At 32.5% G+C, this 17520-nt stretch carries 13 protein-coding genes; 4 read left to right on the top strand and 9 right to left on the bottom strand.

Features of this window, described 5'->3' with window-relative positions; genetic code table 11:
- Positions 1-43: 43 nt before the first annotated feature.
- Entirely contained in the window at positions 44-1261 is a 1218-nt protein-coding gene (locus tag HGP29_RS10350; RefSeq protein ID WP_168882327.1) for a pyridoxal phosphate-dependent decarboxylase family protein, read from the top strand.
- Between the two features lie 130 nt (positions 1262-1391).
- Here the strand turns inward: HGP29_RS10350 and HGP29_RS10345 are convergent, their stop codons facing one another.
- The 5 genes from HGP29_RS10345 to HGP29_RS10325 all read right to left on the bottom strand — a co-directional run bounded on the left by HGP29_RS10345 (position 1392) and on the right by HGP29_RS10325 (position 7156).
- Positions 1392-1805 carry a hypothetical protein gene (locus HGP29_RS10345; RefSeq protein WP_168882326.1) on the bottom strand — a complete coding sequence of 138 codons (414 nt, stop codon included), beginning with the start codon at positions 1803-1805 and terminating at the stop codon, positions 1392-1394.
- Positions 1806-1816: 11 nt separating this feature from the next.
- Positions 1817-2614 (bottom strand): SDR family NAD(P)-dependent oxidoreductase, encoded by a 798-nt coding sequence (locus tag HGP29_RS10340; RefSeq protein WP_168882325.1) that lies wholly within the window; start codon positions 2612-2614, stop codon positions 1817-1819.
- A gap of 3 nt (positions 2615-2617) precedes the next feature.
- Entirely contained in the window at positions 2618-4003 is a 1386-nt protein-coding gene (locus HGP29_RS10335; RefSeq protein ID WP_168882324.1) for a coniferyl aldehyde dehydrogenase, read from the bottom strand.
- A gap of 66 nt (positions 4004-4069) precedes the next feature.
- A complete protein-coding gene (locus tag HGP29_RS10330; protein WP_168882323.1) occupies positions 4070-4633 on the bottom strand; it encodes a TetR/AcrR family transcriptional regulator in 564 nt (187 codons plus the stop codon).
- 654 nt (positions 4634-5287) lie between these two features.
- Positions 5288-7156, bottom strand: coding sequence for a glycoside hydrolase family 13 protein (locus tag HGP29_RS10325; RefSeq protein WP_168882322.1), 1869 nt, complete (start codon positions 7154-7156; stop codon positions 5288-5290).
- A gap of 350 nt (positions 7157-7506) precedes the next feature.
- Between HGP29_RS10325 and HGP29_RS10320 the strand changes: the two genes are divergently transcribed.
- Positions 7507-8889, top strand: a complete 1383-nt coding sequence (locus HGP29_RS10320; RefSeq protein ID WP_168882321.1) for a hypothetical protein — start codon at positions 7507-7509, stop codon at positions 8887-8889.
- 517 nt (positions 8890-9406) lie between these two features.
- On the opposite strand, the gene HGP29_RS10315 is transcribed toward HGP29_RS10320, so the two are convergent.
- A complete protein-coding gene (locus HGP29_RS10315) occupies positions 9407-10705 on the bottom strand; it encodes an L-cysteine desulfidase family protein (RefSeq protein WP_168882320.1) in 1299 nt (432 codons plus the stop codon).
- A 192-nt stretch (positions 10706-10897) separates the two neighbouring features.
- Positions 10898-11515 (bottom strand): YtfJ family protein, encoded by a 618-nt coding sequence (locus tag HGP29_RS10310; protein WP_168882319.1) that lies wholly within the window; start codon positions 11513-11515, stop codon positions 10898-10900.
- A 403-nt stretch (positions 11516-11918) separates the two neighbouring features.
- Between HGP29_RS10310 and HGP29_RS10305 the strand changes: the two genes are divergently transcribed.
- A complete protein-coding gene (locus tag HGP29_RS10305) occupies positions 11919-12389 on the top strand; it encodes a DUF4493 domain-containing protein (protein ID WP_168882318.1) in 471 nt (156 codons plus the stop codon).
- A 112-nt stretch (positions 12390-12501) separates the two neighbouring features.
- Here the strand turns inward: HGP29_RS10305 and HGP29_RS10300 are convergent, their stop codons facing one another.
- Positions 12502-13494, bottom strand: a complete 993-nt coding sequence (locus tag HGP29_RS10300; RefSeq protein ID WP_168882317.1) for a DNA-directed RNA polymerase subunit alpha — start codon at positions 13492-13494, stop codon at positions 12502-12504.
- 413 nt (positions 13495-13907) lie between these two features.
- On the opposite strand from HGP29_RS10300, the gene HGP29_RS10295 reads away from it, so the two are divergent.
- On the top strand, positions 13908-14846 hold the full coding sequence (locus HGP29_RS10295) for a ParA family protein (protein ID WP_168882316.1): 939 nt from the start codon (positions 13908-13910) through the stop codon (positions 14844-14846).
- 303 nt (positions 14847-15149) lie between these two features.
- Here the strand turns inward: HGP29_RS10295 and HGP29_RS10290 are convergent, their stop codons facing one another.
- Positions 15150-16298: a replication initiation protein gene (locus HGP29_RS10290; protein ID WP_168882315.1), complete on the bottom strand. Its 1149-nt coding sequence runs from the start codon at positions 16296-16298 to the stop codon at positions 15150-15152.
- Between the last annotated feature and the right edge of the window lie 1222 nt (positions 16299-17520).

Below are 17520 nucleotides of genomic sequence, written 5' to 3'. Positions count from 1 at the left end.
AAATGTGTATCTTTACCCTATCATATAATACCATAATACATAAATGCATATCTGGAAAAAGAAATCTCGAGAAGAGATAAAAGAAATTATCTTCAATGCACTCGAAGAGAATAGGGATTATTTTGGGGACCAAAGTTTAGGTGTTCCTGGCTCTCATTTGGATAGTAAAGTATTTCCTGATGACGCCCCTTTCTTAAATGATGCTCCCTTCATTACAACTTTATTACACAACCCTAACCATATAGGTTGCCATACACAAGGTGTATCTGAAAGCTTTTTTAAAGGTACTCAGAAGATTGAAAGAGAATTGATCGAGATTTGTGGATCTGATATTTTAAAAGCAACACCTAACAGTATTGATGGTTATGTATCAGCAGGTGGTACAGAAGCCAATATGCAAGCAATATGGATTTACAGAAACTATTATAAAGAAGAGTTTCAAGCTTCCAATAATGAAATTGCCATCATCTCCTCTTCCGACTCTCATTACTCAATGGCCAAAGCCAGTAATATTTTATCACTCTCATTTTATAGAGTAGATGTAGATTACAATACAAGAGAGATCACACCCGAGGCGATCAAAGCCACCGTTGAGCAAGCTATAAAAGAAGGTAAGAAATACTTTATTGTGATCGCTAATATGATGACCACAATGTTTGGTTCGGTTGATAAAGTACACTTATATCTTGAGTATTTTAAACATGCAAAACTTCCATTTAAGCTTCATGTTGATGGAGCCTATGGCGGCTTCTTTTTTCCTTTTGCACACAAACAACATGCTCTTGATTTCAGAAATCCCGACGTCTCATCCGTTACTTTAGATGCACACAAGATGCTACAAGCTCCTTATGGTACTGGACTTTTTCTTGTCAGAAAAGATTGGATGAAGTACGCCAATACCAAAGCCGATTATGTGGAAGGTGATGACTTTACAATGATAGGTAGTCGATCTGGAGCAAATGCTATTGCTATATGGATGATACTAATGACTTATGGTCCATATGGAATGAATGAAAAGATTTTTATTCTGAGCAAACGAGCAGATTGGTTTACTCATAAGTTGGATGAATTAGGTATTGAATATTTCAGGAGTTCACAATCTAATATCATTACCATGAAAGCTGATAAAATTGCTCCTGAAGTTGCTCAAAGGTTTGGGCTTGTTCCAGATGTACACCATCAACCTAATTGGTACAAAGTAGTTATTATGGAACATGTAACGATCGAAAAACTTGAGCCTTTAGTTGAGGCATTAAAATAAAAGAAAAAGGTTGAGTACTTAAATGCTCAACCTTTTTGCTCACAAACTTATTAATGAACAAGCAAATAATATATTTGCCCCTCACCCAATAACTACCTAATTATTAATTTACTTAACTAAACTATTAACTCTAAATAAGATTTTTATTCATCTCATTACTTTTATATTTTTCAAACCAATACCCAATTGTATAGGCAACAATTAGTAGGTCTGTAATTCCAAATGCTTGAAATCGCTCATTTAGATAACTTGTCTCTACATCAAAAACATTGGTTATATAGAGATATACCATAAACAGCTTTTCTATGATGGAGAATAAAATTATTGGTTCTCTCCATGATTCCTTGTATGCAGAATAACACATAAAGAACCCCATTAAGCCAACCATAATACCCCAATGTCGAATTAAGAATACATATGATGTATCATAAGGTAAACGGTTAATTTTCTCTAATGCGAGTCCCGGATTAATTGCATAGATCACCGCAAACATTGTTATCGCACCGCCAACAAGTAGAAAAAGTTTTAGATTTTTTTGAAACATATCACTGTCATTTACCCCGCCATAAAATCATTGGTACCTGTCACTCTTGCTAACCAGTTCCAACCCTTCACACCAGACAAAGCTCTGATGATTGGAACAATATTTACTCTTCTTGGTCGAGCAATCAGTTCCTTATTTTTAAGTATGCCACTCCATACTGCATCAACCATTTTATCTACTGTAATCAATGGTACTAATGATGAATGGGCATTTTCAAACATACCCGTATCGATATGTCCTGGTGTTACTGTGGTAACATGAACATGTGGATATTTTTCTTGCATTTCAGTAGACAAGCCCAATGACCATCCTAATACAGCCCATTTACTTGAACAGTAGGTAATAATTTTAGGACAATACATATAGGCTGCACCAGATGCTATATTCACAATATGTGCATCATTAGATTCAATCATTTCGGGTAAAAAAGCTCGTACAATATGCATGGGTGCTTTAGCATTGACATCCATAATTAAATCAATATTTTCTGGTGAAGATTCCTCAAAAGATTTCGAAATAACTATACCTGCATTATTAATGAGAAGGTCTACCCTACCTATTTCTTTTAATATCAGGTCAGCTGTTTTGTATACCAATGATGTGTCAGTAACATCTACTTTAAAAGTATATATATTTATCCCTGTTAAATGATCCTCGTTTTCCTTCACCACTTGTTCCATTAATAATGGATCAATATCCCAAATGATAATATTTGCAGCTTTACTTTCAATAGCTTTTTGAACATACGCTTTCCCCATGCCAGAGGCTCCTCCAGTAACTAAAACTGTTTTATTCTTTATAGTTTTCATATATTATAATTGAGAAAGGAGTTGCGTTTTTATTTCATTTTCACCCGGTAAGAATAAATATTTCACTATCGATTCCTCCCCTGTTTGTAAGACTGTTTTCGAATGTGAAAACGTAAGGAAACCTTCTTTCCCATGATAGGCTCCCATTCCTGAGTTTCCTATGCCACCAAAAGGCGCATCATCTACTGAGGCATGAAAGATGGTATCATTAATACATAATCCACCTGAATGAATATTGGCTTTAAATATTTCTTGCAAGTCAATATTATCGGAGAATAGATAACATGCCAAAGGTCGAGGTCTATCTACAATAAATGTGATACATTCTTCCACCTTTTTATAAGTAATAATAGGTAAAACAGGTCCGAAGACTTCTTGAGTCATTACACTAGAATTTGGAGATGGGTTAATCACCATATGAGTCACCATACGATGTACCTCTCTATCGATACTATCTTCATGAACAGGAATTATTTGGAAGTTGTTATCTTCCGCATCCTCTAATAATTGTTGTATTCTATCAAACTGTCTTTTATTGGCTACTGAGGTCAATTGACCATCAAATACTCCCTTAGGGAAATAGTTTTGATACTGTTGTTGGTATTCTCTGATAAATTCATTCAATCTGTCTTCATGAATCATTACATAATCTGGAGCAATACACAATTGTCCATTATTAGCATTCTTCCCGATCATTAGTCGTTCGACTACTTTTGTTATTGGTAAGGTTTTATCAATAACTACAGGAGATTTCCCACCTAACTCTAAAGTGACTGGAGTTAAGTTTTCTGCAGCTGACTTCATAATCAATTTTCCGACAGCTGTAGAACCTGTAAATAATAAGTGATCAAAAGGCAAAGAGGCAAACTCTTGTGCGATCTCTACTTCTCCTTCTATTAATATTACTTCATCCTCATAAAAGACTTTTTCTAAAATACTCTTTAAGCAGAAGTTTAGATTAGGAGTAAATTCACTCAACTTTATCATTACTCTATTTCCACTAGCAATAGCAGTTGTAAGAGGGTTAATAGTAACCATTATTGGTGCATTCCAAGTACTAATAATCCCAACGACACCTTTGGGTTGATAGACTACTTCCACTTTAGAAGATGGTAATAAGTCTCCAGCATGTCTTGGAGAAGGTAACATCCACTCTTTTAAATGAGCGATTGTATAGTCGATATTATTGATACTAGGTAATAGTTCTAACATTGTATCTTGCATACTACGACCTTTAAAGTCTAAGTTCAGTGCTAACGACAACTCTTCCACATTATCTTTAAGCTCACTTTTTAACTTTTTTAGGTGTGTAATTCTTTCTTCATAACTAGGCATAGGTTTTAAAGAATATGCCTTTTTCATCTGTTGAAATCTGTTGTTTAGTCTCATTTTTATATGGTTTATTATATTTAGTTTTATAAACTGACTAGTCAGTCATTTGTAAGATAAAATTTTTTAAGTAATCATTTTCCAAAAAAGCTCTGATGATGTATTTACAATTTGATTTACTTCATCACTTGAAAAATCTTTTGATTGAATATATTGATACACTCCAGATACATGATTACCTAAAAGTGCATATACAAAATCTGGGTCAATGTTATTGATTACTCCATTTTCTACTGCTTCTTGAATCAGTGATAAATGTGGTATAAGAGACCTTGAGTTTATATCTTCTGTTAGTAAGTTGACATATGGCGAAAAATGAAATTGCTGGAGATAATTTAATTTATTCGGATTATCTATGGCCCAATAAATAGCATTAAATATTTGTTTCTTGAGCGCTAGTTTAGGATCTTTTTCTACCTCGGTTAGATGTTCTTTCATCTTCTGAGAAACTTCATTTTTAATCGCCAAATAAAGTTCCAAAACTAGTTCATCTTTTGTCGAGAAGTTATTAAATAATGTACCATTAGAAACACCCGCTTCTTTTGCAATCTTCGAAGTTGCTGTACCATGGAAACCATTTTCTGTAAATAGCTTTAATGCTGATTCTAATAATAACTCTCTTTTTGTCATTGTATAATCCTTAGAGTGACTAATCAGTCACAATGTTATAGGAATTAATTTAGAAGAAAAAATCTTATTACTTTCTTAACCAAAATTAAGAGTAGATTTAAGGCTTTTTTCGATTTTGGTAAATTTGCCAAAATCGAATATGTAGTATAAAGAAAAAGCTTCCATAAAAATTACGAAAGCTTTATTACAATATTTTAGAATGATTTGCATACTACTTTTATCATTCTAATCGCATATTTTCTTTAAATATGAAAGTATAAATAATTAGAGTCGATGGTATAGTATGGTGTCTATACATCAACTGAAATTATTTCCGATATATATATTTTTGATTTTTGAAGTTCGATGTAAATAATATAACTACTATAAGTTTGTTGTTTAGATGATGATGCAAAATTATTCATCTAGGGTAAATTAGACATCTATAAAATGTTACATAATTATTATGATAAAGACAGTTACTATTACACCAATGTTAATACGTGAAATCAGTAAGACATTTTATTTCTTAATATTTCAAAGATTTTACTTTATCCACACTAAGCACTTCTAAAAATACACTTCAATAAATACAAAAAAATAGTCAGTTAAATAATCTAATGAATAGACTATGTAACTGACTATTGTAATAGTTTATTAATCTTTACCGTTCCTTTACTCTAGTACTAGCATCAATGCTGAAGTACCCTCAAGTGATATCGTACCTTTACTTAGGTCGTACACCTTTCCAGTAACAACATCCTTTCCTTTGGTAATCCCTTCCAATTGTTCTTGGTATCTTTTTAATTCTACCTCCATAGTATCTGTCTTTTTATTGAATATAGACATCACTTTAGTTTTTGAATCATACCTGAACATAACATAAATTTCATCTCTAGGTACAAAATGCATCAACTTGCCATCTTGTAATGCAGTGGTATTCTTTCTGAAGTTAGCAAGCTTCTTTATTAGTTGCTGAGCCTCTTTGGCATCATCAGATAAGCCTTTTCCTTTAAAAGCATCTGAAGTGTCTCCAGCCCAACCACCAGGCATATCAACGCGAAGCGTACTATGATCCTTAGGATTATTGACATCTCCACTCATCATTATCTCTGTTCCATAATAGATCTGCGGAATTCCTCTAACAGAAAATAAATAAACCAACCCCATTTTAAATAGAGCCTTATTTTCATGAACAGCATTATAAAGTCTTGGTGTATCATGATTATCAGCAAAGACAACTAGATTGTATGGATCAGGATATAAGAAGTCATTCGATAGCATTTCATAAACATCAGAAAAAGTACTCTTCCATGGTTCTGTTTCTTTATTTAATACTTCTATCAATGTCTCTTGGATAGGAAAATCCATCAATGATGGTAAATAAGATGTATACCCATTTTTATTTACTTTTCCTTTTTGCCAACGAGATACGATCGCTGGATTCTTTGTCCACTCCTCTCCTACTATATTAAAAGAAGGGTATTCTTTCATAATTCTTTTAGACCATTCTGCCATAAACTCTGCATCAGGATAAGCATAGGTATCTTGTCTAACACCACCTAGATCTGCGTACTCAATCCACCAAATAGAATTCTGGATCAGATAATTTGCCACCAATGGATTTCTTTGGTTCATATCAGGCATTATAGTATCAAACCAACCATCACTATGCATTTTTAAATCACTCTGTGAAGTATAAGGATCCGCTAAAGATATTCTATTGTGTGAGGAATAAATGACTTCTTTACTATCTTGGAAATTATACCAATTCGATGTTGGAAGATCGTCATGCCACCAATGGAAAGATCCACAGTGGTTTTCAATCTGATCCATTATTAATTTAATTCCTCTTTTCTTTGCTTCTGCAGATAGTCTAAGGTAGTCATCATTAGTCCCAAAACGAGGATCTATTTTATAGTAATCAGTAGTTGCATATCCATGGTATGAATACTTCTCCATATTATTTTCCAATAATGGATTTACCCATATAGCTGTAAAACCCATGGCTTGTATATAATCCAACTGATCAATAATTCCTTGAATATCTCCCCCGTGGCGGCCTGCCGGATTACTACGGTCTACTCCTTCCCTCATACCCTCAACGCTATCGTTATCTGGATTACCATTCGCAAATCGATCTGGAGTAATTAAGTACATGATGTCCTTATTAGAAAAGCCTTCTCTTGAAGCAGCTCCCTCTCGTCTTTTTTTCAATTCATATTCATATGTGAATACTTCCTTGCCTTTTCTCTTAAAAACAATAGGAAATTTTCCCGGCTGAACTGCTTGATCGATTCTAAGGTTTAAAAATAAATAGTTCGGATTTTCTACTTTAATCACTTCTTCTAACACCACACCTTCTTTAGATAGTGAAGGCATAAGATCAGAGATTGCCTCTCCATGCACTAAAACTTGTAAAGTAGGATGTTGCATTCCTGCCCACCAAAATGCAGGTTCGATATGGTCAATAGTTACTTTTTTACCAACTGCTAATACATGCAGTTGTAACAATACCAATAGTACTGTAAATAGTTTTCTCATATTAAATATGGATTAGATAAAGGTTTAGTATTAATATATTTACCTGTTTAAGTAAGTGATTATTTAGAGCACAAACAAAGCATAGACAATATTTTATGATTGCTTAAGTGATTAACAAAAAAGGGTAGTAGAATTCATATAATATGCTGTAATAAAATATGAATTGTGAACAATTGTAAAAAACTCTTTTTAAATTCAATATGAACAAAAACAATAGAATATAGAAAGCCATAGCACACTTAAATATTATCCTTATTGTCACTTAACCATTTTCTCATTACTTAAATCGGCTTTCTAATTTTTATCATTAAATACAATTTCCCCGTTACTATCACCATACTAGCTGATATATGAAAACCGTGTTTTACCCCAATTTTAAAGAAATCCTCCAACAACAGAAGAATATTTACAAAAAGAAACCTTTTGTTCATTATGGAGGTGAAAAATTAGAATACAAAAAATTACTTTCTTCTATTGATAAGATATCACAATTGCTTATCCATGAAACTCAATGTGACACTATTGGTATTCATGTAGATAAGTTTGAAGACCGATTGGTATCAATTTTTGCAACATTATGTTGTGGAAAGTCATTTGTGATCTTGAACAAAGAAGAATATAATCATCAAAGATTTTTAGAGATTCATGATGATGTATTTCTATTAAATGATCGTGTAATCGACGAACTCTATTCTTCGGATAAAGTTACCTACCTACGTCCTGAAAAAATTTATGATGAACATACTTTCTGCTATGAACTGAATACAGAGTCTGGTAAATATGAAAAACATACCTACGGTAGTTTTCTACAACAAATTTTCCATCAGATCAACCAACAAGTAAAAAGAGAGACAACTACACTTTGTCTGCAAAATGAATTGATCTCTTTAGATGCTGTACGCGATCTTATGTATGCACTATTTGAAGGAAGAACTGTTAAGGTAACTAAGACAATGACTATCAAAAGCCCTCATATCAAGACTTTTTACTTTGAGGAAGGTGTTAGACCAAATGTATTATTTTTCGCTGCTACAGACGGAAAAACAGAGCTCTACCAACCTCTAATGGATCGATTAACATCACACTGTAATGTATTTACTATACAATGTGATACGAAAGAGTTATTCTCTCCAAGTAATATGATCAATAAGTTAGTTTCCTATATTGATCAATTTCCTATTTCATTTTCTATGCATGTCGGTTATGCCTTCTCTGGGTTCTTAGCCTATCAATGTGCCGTAGAAAGTAAGAACAATGCACATAGTTTTTTAATTAATACACCAACAATACAACATTTCAGTAGCAATAGCTATATCAATAATGAATTGGCGGAAACGTGGGGTATTTTAAAACAAAATACATCATTGGCGAAGATGATCTGGAAAAAAGCATCAAAGTATTACCTTAAATTATCTACCCAAGATGCTAAAAGTAAAATGAACAGTTTCGAAAAGGATTTTATTAATTACTACAATCCTTTGAACGATGAGTTACCACATGCGAACAAATCAAATGTGCCGATTACCGTTTTCATTTCTCCAGAACAAAGAACATTACAGCATGAAATTACTTCTTCTTATGAGTGGGGAAAAATCTCTTCTCAGCTCATCAAGAAAGAACATCTTGAAAAAGAGAAACCAATATTTGACCTTAAAAACACAGATATTATTATCGACAATATTCTAAAAGCTACGACTCTTATAAAAGAAGAAAAAAAATCAATTTCTAATTAGGGGTTTCATCCTACAATTACGCTACTATAAGTGAACGTAGTATTCAATCGTTTTAATTAGGTAGTAGTAATGATGATATCTCGAGAGGCAAAATAGTTTCTATTTTGCCTCTTTTTCATAAAAAAAGGTTTCTATTATAGTATAGAAACCCTTTCCGCTGTGTAGTATTGAATATAAATTATTAGTAGTTAGTTTATCATAGTAAAAGATGATTATTCAGTGTATATAGGATATTAAACGGAACCTTAATACAATGCGATTTCCTAAATCAAGTCAAACAGTTACGGTATAAGACCATTAGTACTTTTTTTAGAATTTTGTGAATTATTCAAGAATCAAATATGTCTACAATGCTCCACGTGGAACATTATTGTATTTTTCTAATATCGCAATGTTAAAATGGATTTTTTAGTTTTCTCAGATTGAAGTAGATAAAATAAAAAATGGCTACTTCAACCCCGTTGAAATAACCATTTTTTAGTAAAATATTTGGATCATCAATCAAACATTCTCAGTATTAATTAGACATAATATTAAGAATCGTCTTGTCTGTCGATTTCATACCTTCTTTAGCTAAAGTACCGACATTTTTGATGGTATCTTCTACACAATCACCAATAATTCCATCCTCTGCTTGCAGTACACTACCCATTTGTGCTAACATTGCTCCATCAAATGCTGAATATATTCCTGAAGCAATTTTTGTCGCACAACTAGCTTTTGCTCCATCACAAATTACTCCAGAGACATTACCCAATGTATTTGTAATCGCATTCTTCACATTTTCAACTTTACCCCCTTCTAAAAATACCAAGGTGCCGCTTACCGCAGCTGAAGCTGTCATTGCTCCACAATATGCAGAAAGTCTTCCTACGTTAGTTTTAACATGTACTGTCGATAGATGAGACATAAACAATGCTCTATACATTTCTTCCTTTTCGATATCCTGATCAATACAGTATTTAATAATCGGTAAAGAAGCCGTCATACCTTGGTTACCGCTACCACTTGTGGTCATAACAGGCATTGCACTCCCTCCCATTCTTGCATCGCTTCCTGCTGCTGTAAAACTAGCTGAACGGTTTCTTTGATCATCTCCGTACAACCCTTTATCTATATTTTTCTGTATTGCAGCCCCTATGTTTACACCATACTTTGAAGCTAATCCTTCAGACGCTATACGAGAATTATAAGTAAATACCTTTTCGAAAATCTTCTCTATCTTTTCAATCTCTATGTTTTTAGCTAGATGATAAATCTTTTCGATCGATAGGATGCTTCGGTCTATTAATGAAGAATTAAAGTCATTGTCATTACAAGGTTGATCTATAATCACTTCACCATTCTTAATAACTTTAGTGATATTTGTATGGGTATGCTTTATTTCTACGCTTACACACTCTTTTTGAGCTATTGCCTCAATATTGATATATAGTGTCATATTATTATCGGCAAGCTTTACTTTAGCTCGATGCTCTTCAAGGAAATGGTTGACGACATTCATATCATCAGAGGTGATCTTACTGATCACCATCAGGTCAGCTTGTGGATCTCCAAATAATGCTCCCATAGCTCCTGCGACTTCAATTCCTACTTTACCATCACTATTTGGTACTACAACACTCTTCGCATTCTTAAGAATATTACCAGATACATTGATGATCAATTCCTCTGGCCTTTTTCCTAAATAACTTACGGCTTTCGCTGCAGCATAAGCGATAGCAATCGGCTCAGTACATCCTTCTGCTGGTACAATTTCCTCTTCCATGATCTTTAAGATCAATTGTTCTTCTTCTCGATTGATAATTAGGCTCATTTGTGATAACTGTTTAATTGTGAAGCTTATTTAGTAGTCCAAGCTCTATCTATTTAGTATAAGTGTTTAGCGTAGTATAAAACCCTAGTTTTACGTTTCAATTTAAATAAAAATCCCTCTGATTAAGCTTTTTTGCTCTCAGAGGGATCTTCCTTTAAAATATATTTAGAATTGTCTCTATTTGGACAATGTTTAATCATTAATTTCCATTGCTTTTAATTCTTCAGCCGTCAACTTTCTGGCCTCAGGTAAGCGTTTTACCAGCTCATCAATAACATATGCGGTCTCTTCTTCATTAATAGGGCCTGCTTTCCAGAAAATCACTTCTCCTGTCTTGTCTACGACCAGTACACTAATATGATTATTACAATCACCAGTATTCCATTCTGTCTGAACTACACCTTTAGGATCAGTAAGTATTAAAGCTCCTGCCTCTCTTTTTGAACGTTTCCTTAGCATTCTAATCATAAATCGGATAATTCCATTAGGATAAGGGGTGTCTTTTAAATTGACAATACCATATGCATGGAATTTATCTAAAGGAAATTTCCACTGCTTGGTCTGTTCTACAAAATAATCGTTCTCTGAAGGATTATCAGGATCAGGATAAAATATCAATAGTACCTTTTCTCCAATACTAGGAGTGGTATATGGCTTATTTTTTAAGTCACGAACCTCAATAGGATGAATAGTATCTCCTTTCTGTAAAAAGTGGGTGTCAACTGCTGAGCTGTTCTCCTGAGCATATACTACTACACTTCCACTGAACAAGACGAATAAAAGAAAAACGACAGTACGCTTCAACAACATTTTAAGTTATGATAATATGCTTTCAAATATAAAGTAACTATACGGCACAACTAAAAACGAGTTTTCAACGATTACTATTTGTTTTCAATTGTGTCATGTAGCTAGTTGAACACACTAAAATATGACTTTGTTTTTGGAATAAAGTAGGGTTACTGATATTTTTTATTGATGTACTATTATTTCTATAAAATCAATATTTGCTTGAAATCTATCTCATTCACCTGTATTATCCTGTATTTCTCTTAGAATAATACAAGTGGGCAATCCTCCCCTGTCCACTATTTTGTGATCAATAATTAAGAAAAAATGCCTTTCTATTACAATTCTTAAATAACCCCACCCCTAACAAATACCGTAAAAGAAAACACAACCAACATCACTGTGAAATAAATCAACCTGTATCATGAAAATCAATATTTCCCCTTTATTATGGCCAACTATTGTACTACTATTTGCATCATCATGCAATTCAACACTAGAGAATAAAAACCAATTAGGAAGGGTTACAATACAACTGGATATTCATGGGAATCACTTTTTCAATTATAATCACGAAATGACTATCACAGATGATTTTGCGGTAAATATTATACATAAGCAAACGAACCAGCTTGTTTTTGCCTATGAAGACTATAGAGATGTTCCTACATCGATACATCTACATCAGGGAGTATATATTATTGAAGTACTCTCAGATAATCTGAATAAGCAAGAATATAAAGGGCTAGAAACGCTTACTGTTATTGGAGGAAACACATCTGTAGTAAGAATAAATTGTCTACCGACTAGCAAGTTTATGAAAATAGGAGATGTAGATTATCACTCTCTTAGTTATACAAGTCCAAGCAAACGTAGTAGAGAAAAGAAGATTTAAGTTGAAAGATTGTCTGTTACATACACAAGAAAGCCGAATACCAAAGCAAAAAAAAACCTCTCAGTTCATAACTGAAAGGTTTTTTCTATGTATTAGCAATTAATGCTTTAGATTAATCTTCTCCTAAACGGTACTTAGAAACGTCCATTCCGAAAGTTAAATCTCTATCAGATAACATCTCTTCTAATTCCGTTAAAGTTTTCTTACCAAAGTTACGGAACTTCATTAAGTCACGAACTTCTAAAGAAACTAATTCACCTAGTGTCTTCACTTCACCTGCTTTCAATGAGTTGTAAGCACGTACAGAAAGCTCAAGATCAGAGATTGGAGTCTCTAACATAGCACGTTTCTTGATCTCTTCTGGAGTCCACTTAGGATCTTGCTGACGAGGAGTAACATCAAATGTAATCTCTTTGTCAGTGATTTGAGCGAAGTGTTGAATTAAGATGTTTGCAGCACCTTGTAAAGCAACTTCAGGAAGTAAAGTACCATCAGTTTCAATTTCAATCACTAATTTTTCGTAGTCAGTACGTTGCTCAACACGAGTATTTTCTACGTGGTACTCAACATTTTTAATTGGAGTAAATGCTGAGTCGATAGTAATAAGACCTGTAGTGTCAGCATCAGTTAATACCTGATTGTCTGCCATAACATAACCTCTACCTTTCTCTACAGTAACTTCTACTTGAAGATTAGCACTACCATCCAAAGTACAAATAACCAATTCAGGGTTCAAAACTTCATACTCTTCAGTGAAATCCTTGATATCTGAAGCTTTGAATTCAGTCTTTCCACTTAAATCAACAACGATTTTTTGTGATGGAGACTCAGCAATTGTTTTAATACGTACTTGCTTTAAGTTCAAAACAACTTCTGATAATGGTTCCGCTATGCCAGAAACTTTTGACTCCTCTTGAACTGCATTAAGGAACTTAACACCCGCAATTGCATATCCTTCTAGAGCAGAAAGCAAAGTTCTTTTGAAGGCGTTACCAATAGTAGCACCATAACCTCTTTCTAAAGGTTTGAACTCAAAAAGACCTTTAAAATCACCGGCCTTTTCCATTACAACTCTTTCCGGCTTTTGGAATGATAATATTGACATATTTATTCTTATATGATTATTTTTCTATCGAATACTTGCTTTATAATCATTGAAATGAAACTATCCTTGACGAACAATTATCATCTCTAATAATGATCAACCCGCAAATTTAACAAAAAAATGATTCAGAATCACTTAAATTTTAAGATAATCTCGTCAATAACGTATTTTAAATCAATAGTTTTTAGAAAATAGTTCCCACATTCTGTATTTTTTTTGTGGATTACCATATTTTCCTCAAATAATAGAGATAAGCAAAAAGAATATATTTAGACTAAAAAAAACATATTAAGTATATTTAATTACTTTAAATTAGATATTTATCAATTATTAAGTATATTTAAATACTATATAAAACAAATATTAGTATATATACAGACTTTAAAAAAGTTATATAATTAATAGTCTTTCCAATGAATACAGAAAAGGTCATTCACTTTATTAAGCAGAATAAATTACTTAATGTTTCTGAATTAGAGCGACAAGCAAAGATTCCAACGAATTCTCTTAGAAAGGCACTGAGTGGAACACAAGGATTAAAACAACAACATGTAGAGGAGTTAGAAAGGCTTCTAACTCCATTAGGCTATAAAAATTCGACGGATGTAAATATCATTTCTGTTTTAAACAATAAGGCTAATTCTGGTAAAACCACTACCACATTAAACTTAGGAAAGGCTTTAGCCATGAAAGGGAAAAAGGTATTGCTTATAGATGCTGATCCGCAATCTGCTTTGAGTGAATATGCTAAAAATAAGGTTGACGTTGATTTCTATCATTTGATCCAACACCCATCTACAGAAAAAGATAAAATCATTACACCTATGGGAGAACACCTAGATATGATCACATCTTCAATACAATTGGATATTGCCAATATTGAATATGGAATGGGTGGCTTATCTGGAATATATCAAATCAGAAATGCCTTTACTCACTTTAGCTTCCTTTATGATTATATTCTAATTGATTGTCCGTCATCTTTCAATGCAATAAGTATATCTGCAGTATTAGCCTCAACTGACCTTATCATTCCTGTACATCCTGAAAGTTATAATACACAAGGGTTATCAACCATGACAAAAATGATTACATCGGTAAGGGATATCAATACATCTTTAGGGAACCCGCATATACTGTTTACAGGAATCAAGAGTTCAAATTCATCACATAAATCCTTTTTAAAACATATCAATGATAGTCTAAAGAGTGACTTCAATGTATTTGATACGATCATTCATCATACCATTGGGTTTGAGGGCACAGTGACTTCTAAACAAAACATCTTTGACTATGCTCCAACTTCAAGAGGTTGTAAAGACTTTGAACAATTAGCTAGTGAAATCTTATAAATTATTGAAATACGGTATATCTATACATATTTCACCCTCACAATACATTTTATAGGCTGATACATACATTCTGAAAAAATATTGAAAAAAAATCTAGTATTCATAAACAATTAGATACTGTACAAGTTTATGAGATATAGCATCAGATTTAATAATCAAATTACACTTTTAGGATAATATCAATATCAGTTTAGAGTAAAAACTCAACATTTTGTGTTGAGTTTTTTTCTTGTTAAGGGGATAAAAAAAGCCTGTAGAAATATGTTCTCTACAGGCTTTTTTCAATTTCTGTTATTTGATCACTTATTCTCCAATGATCCATTTTTTCAATGTATGTACATTAGGAAAATTCTGACCATCTTTCTGTGCCATCTTCACCGCATTTACCTCTGGCCAAATTTTCCAATTCGGATTACTTTGGTATCGTTGAACTGCCAAGCGAACGATGTCTTGAGCCATTCCTAATTCTGTAAGACGAGTATGCAACTTGTTTATTTTACCTTGAAATTCGAAATCTATAGAAGATTGCATAGGTTGAGGTTCTTCAACAACCTTTGATTCTACCTCTATCGTTTCCTCCACTTCATTCACAACATCTGTCTTTAATAATTCTCTAAGAATTTCTTCTCTTGAGAATCCTAAAGATTGCAACATCTTCATCTTCTGCTGTAATGAATTTTGCATAGTTTCATTACTATCAGGTTGATTTGAAGCATTTTGCTGATTAGGAGCTGCAATACTTTTCTTTTTCTCTGATTCCTTTTTCGTAAAGAAAAACTCCAAGTGTGTACACCTTCTTCCAGTTTTTATTAACTCTAGGCGTACTTCTAAATCAGTATTCTCATTGATGTCTTTTAAGCATTTCTGTAAAATCGAACGATTAAATGCTGCAAAGTTTTTATATGATTTAGAATCTGATAGACCTAATATAGATTTTAACTCTTCTACAGATATCTTTCTTGAATTGTACTTACCCACACCTTGCGATAACAAATCGTACATTCTCACTGCATGAGGAGAACGCATGTGTCTTACACTAGAGTACAAGTATTGAGTATAATTACCTGTAGGGGATAAAAGGTTCTTAAAGTTTCCATTAAACTGGAACTTAATAGAAGTCTTATCCAACTTTATCTTTGAAAAAAGAGGAATATATTCTCTATCAAATTGACTAGAGTCGTGATCTGCCTCTCCTAAAGTGATTTTAGCACTTGCTAATGCATCACAACCAAAATCTAGCTGCTTAAGGTCTTTACCTCCAGGATGTCTTCCTAAGAACTCAGAAACCTTAAATTCTATTTCATCCTCTGCAGTTAAATCATTCAGTGTAAAAGCAAACAGTAGCAACTTTTGGGAAACTAAGGGAAGGGGTTTCTTCTGTTTTGCTTTAATAAAACGATTATGACGTTTTACTTTATTACTACTGGTACGTATTTTATTTAAAATGTCCATCTGAAGACAAGTTTCTTTAGTCTATTTCTTTAATATGTATAGCTTTACCGCATTTTCGATTCACATTATCGGTATATCTATACATAAAAGCAAAAAAATGGTCGGGTAATTCATACATTTTCTATAATTAGTACGGTACAACTATACATAGTTAAGAATTTTATTACATATAATAGCTTCACTATTCATACATCTTACCTCAATAAGCAGGTATGTATGTACCAAAAAATGTAGGTTATCATGTTTATCCTCAAAAATGTAATTGATTTCTCTTTTAAAGACTAAAACATACGGTATAACTATACATAGTTTAATTTTTCTATACAGATAAGACTCAATACATGTATAGTTTTTCTGGTATGATGTATCAGAATTCTCCTTTAGTACAAATGTTCACATATTTATACGGTATATCTATACATATTTAAGTAAACCGTTACAGGTTTAAGGCAAATAATACATATCTACAGCATAAATAATAACGAATATGTACTCTATATACGGTACACCTATACATTAGAAGTCATATTTCTACATTATTATGGTATATCTATACATATTCAGGAGGTAAATTACCATGAAAAGAACATGTATCGATAGCAATTAGCGGGAATGCTATACATGTTCAGGAGATCAAATACATAAACTATGTATTATCTGGTGAATTACTTAAGTTCAAAACTTATTATATAGCAAAAGATGTATCCATGAAACACAATTACGGTAATTCTATACATTTAAGTACTTACCAACACATAATACTACGGTATATCTATACATAGTATTTAAATTTTATACATATTCTGATGATTCAATACACTCTTATTTCTATAGAAAGATTCAGGTATGTACATAAATTCTAGAATTGCACTTAAATGTATGGTATATCTATACATAGTACTACGGTAAAACTATGCATATAAAGGACTTTCCCATACAGTTATATTACTTACAATACATCTAAAGAATTATAATACATCAATGAGCGGTATAACTATACATATGTATATGGTATATCTATACATTTTTATTCGGGAAATCTATACATACATAAAGCGATTTAATCATTGATTTTCAGATAGTTATGTTACCCTATAAATAAACAAAGTATATACAATATTAAATAAATACCTATACCATTTTTATTTAATTTTTTAATATTATTTCTCTGTTTACTGTATGATTTCAATTAATGTGTATAGATATACCATAAATGATAGCT

The organism is Flammeovirga agarivorans, assembly GCF_012641475.1.
Taxonomy (GTDB): domain Bacteria; phylum Bacteroidota; class Bacteroidia; order Cytophagales; family Flammeovirgaceae; genus Flammeovirga; species Flammeovirga agarivorans.
Note: the sequence above shows the minus strand (reverse complement) of the source record. Positions and strands in the feature narration are given on the sequence as shown.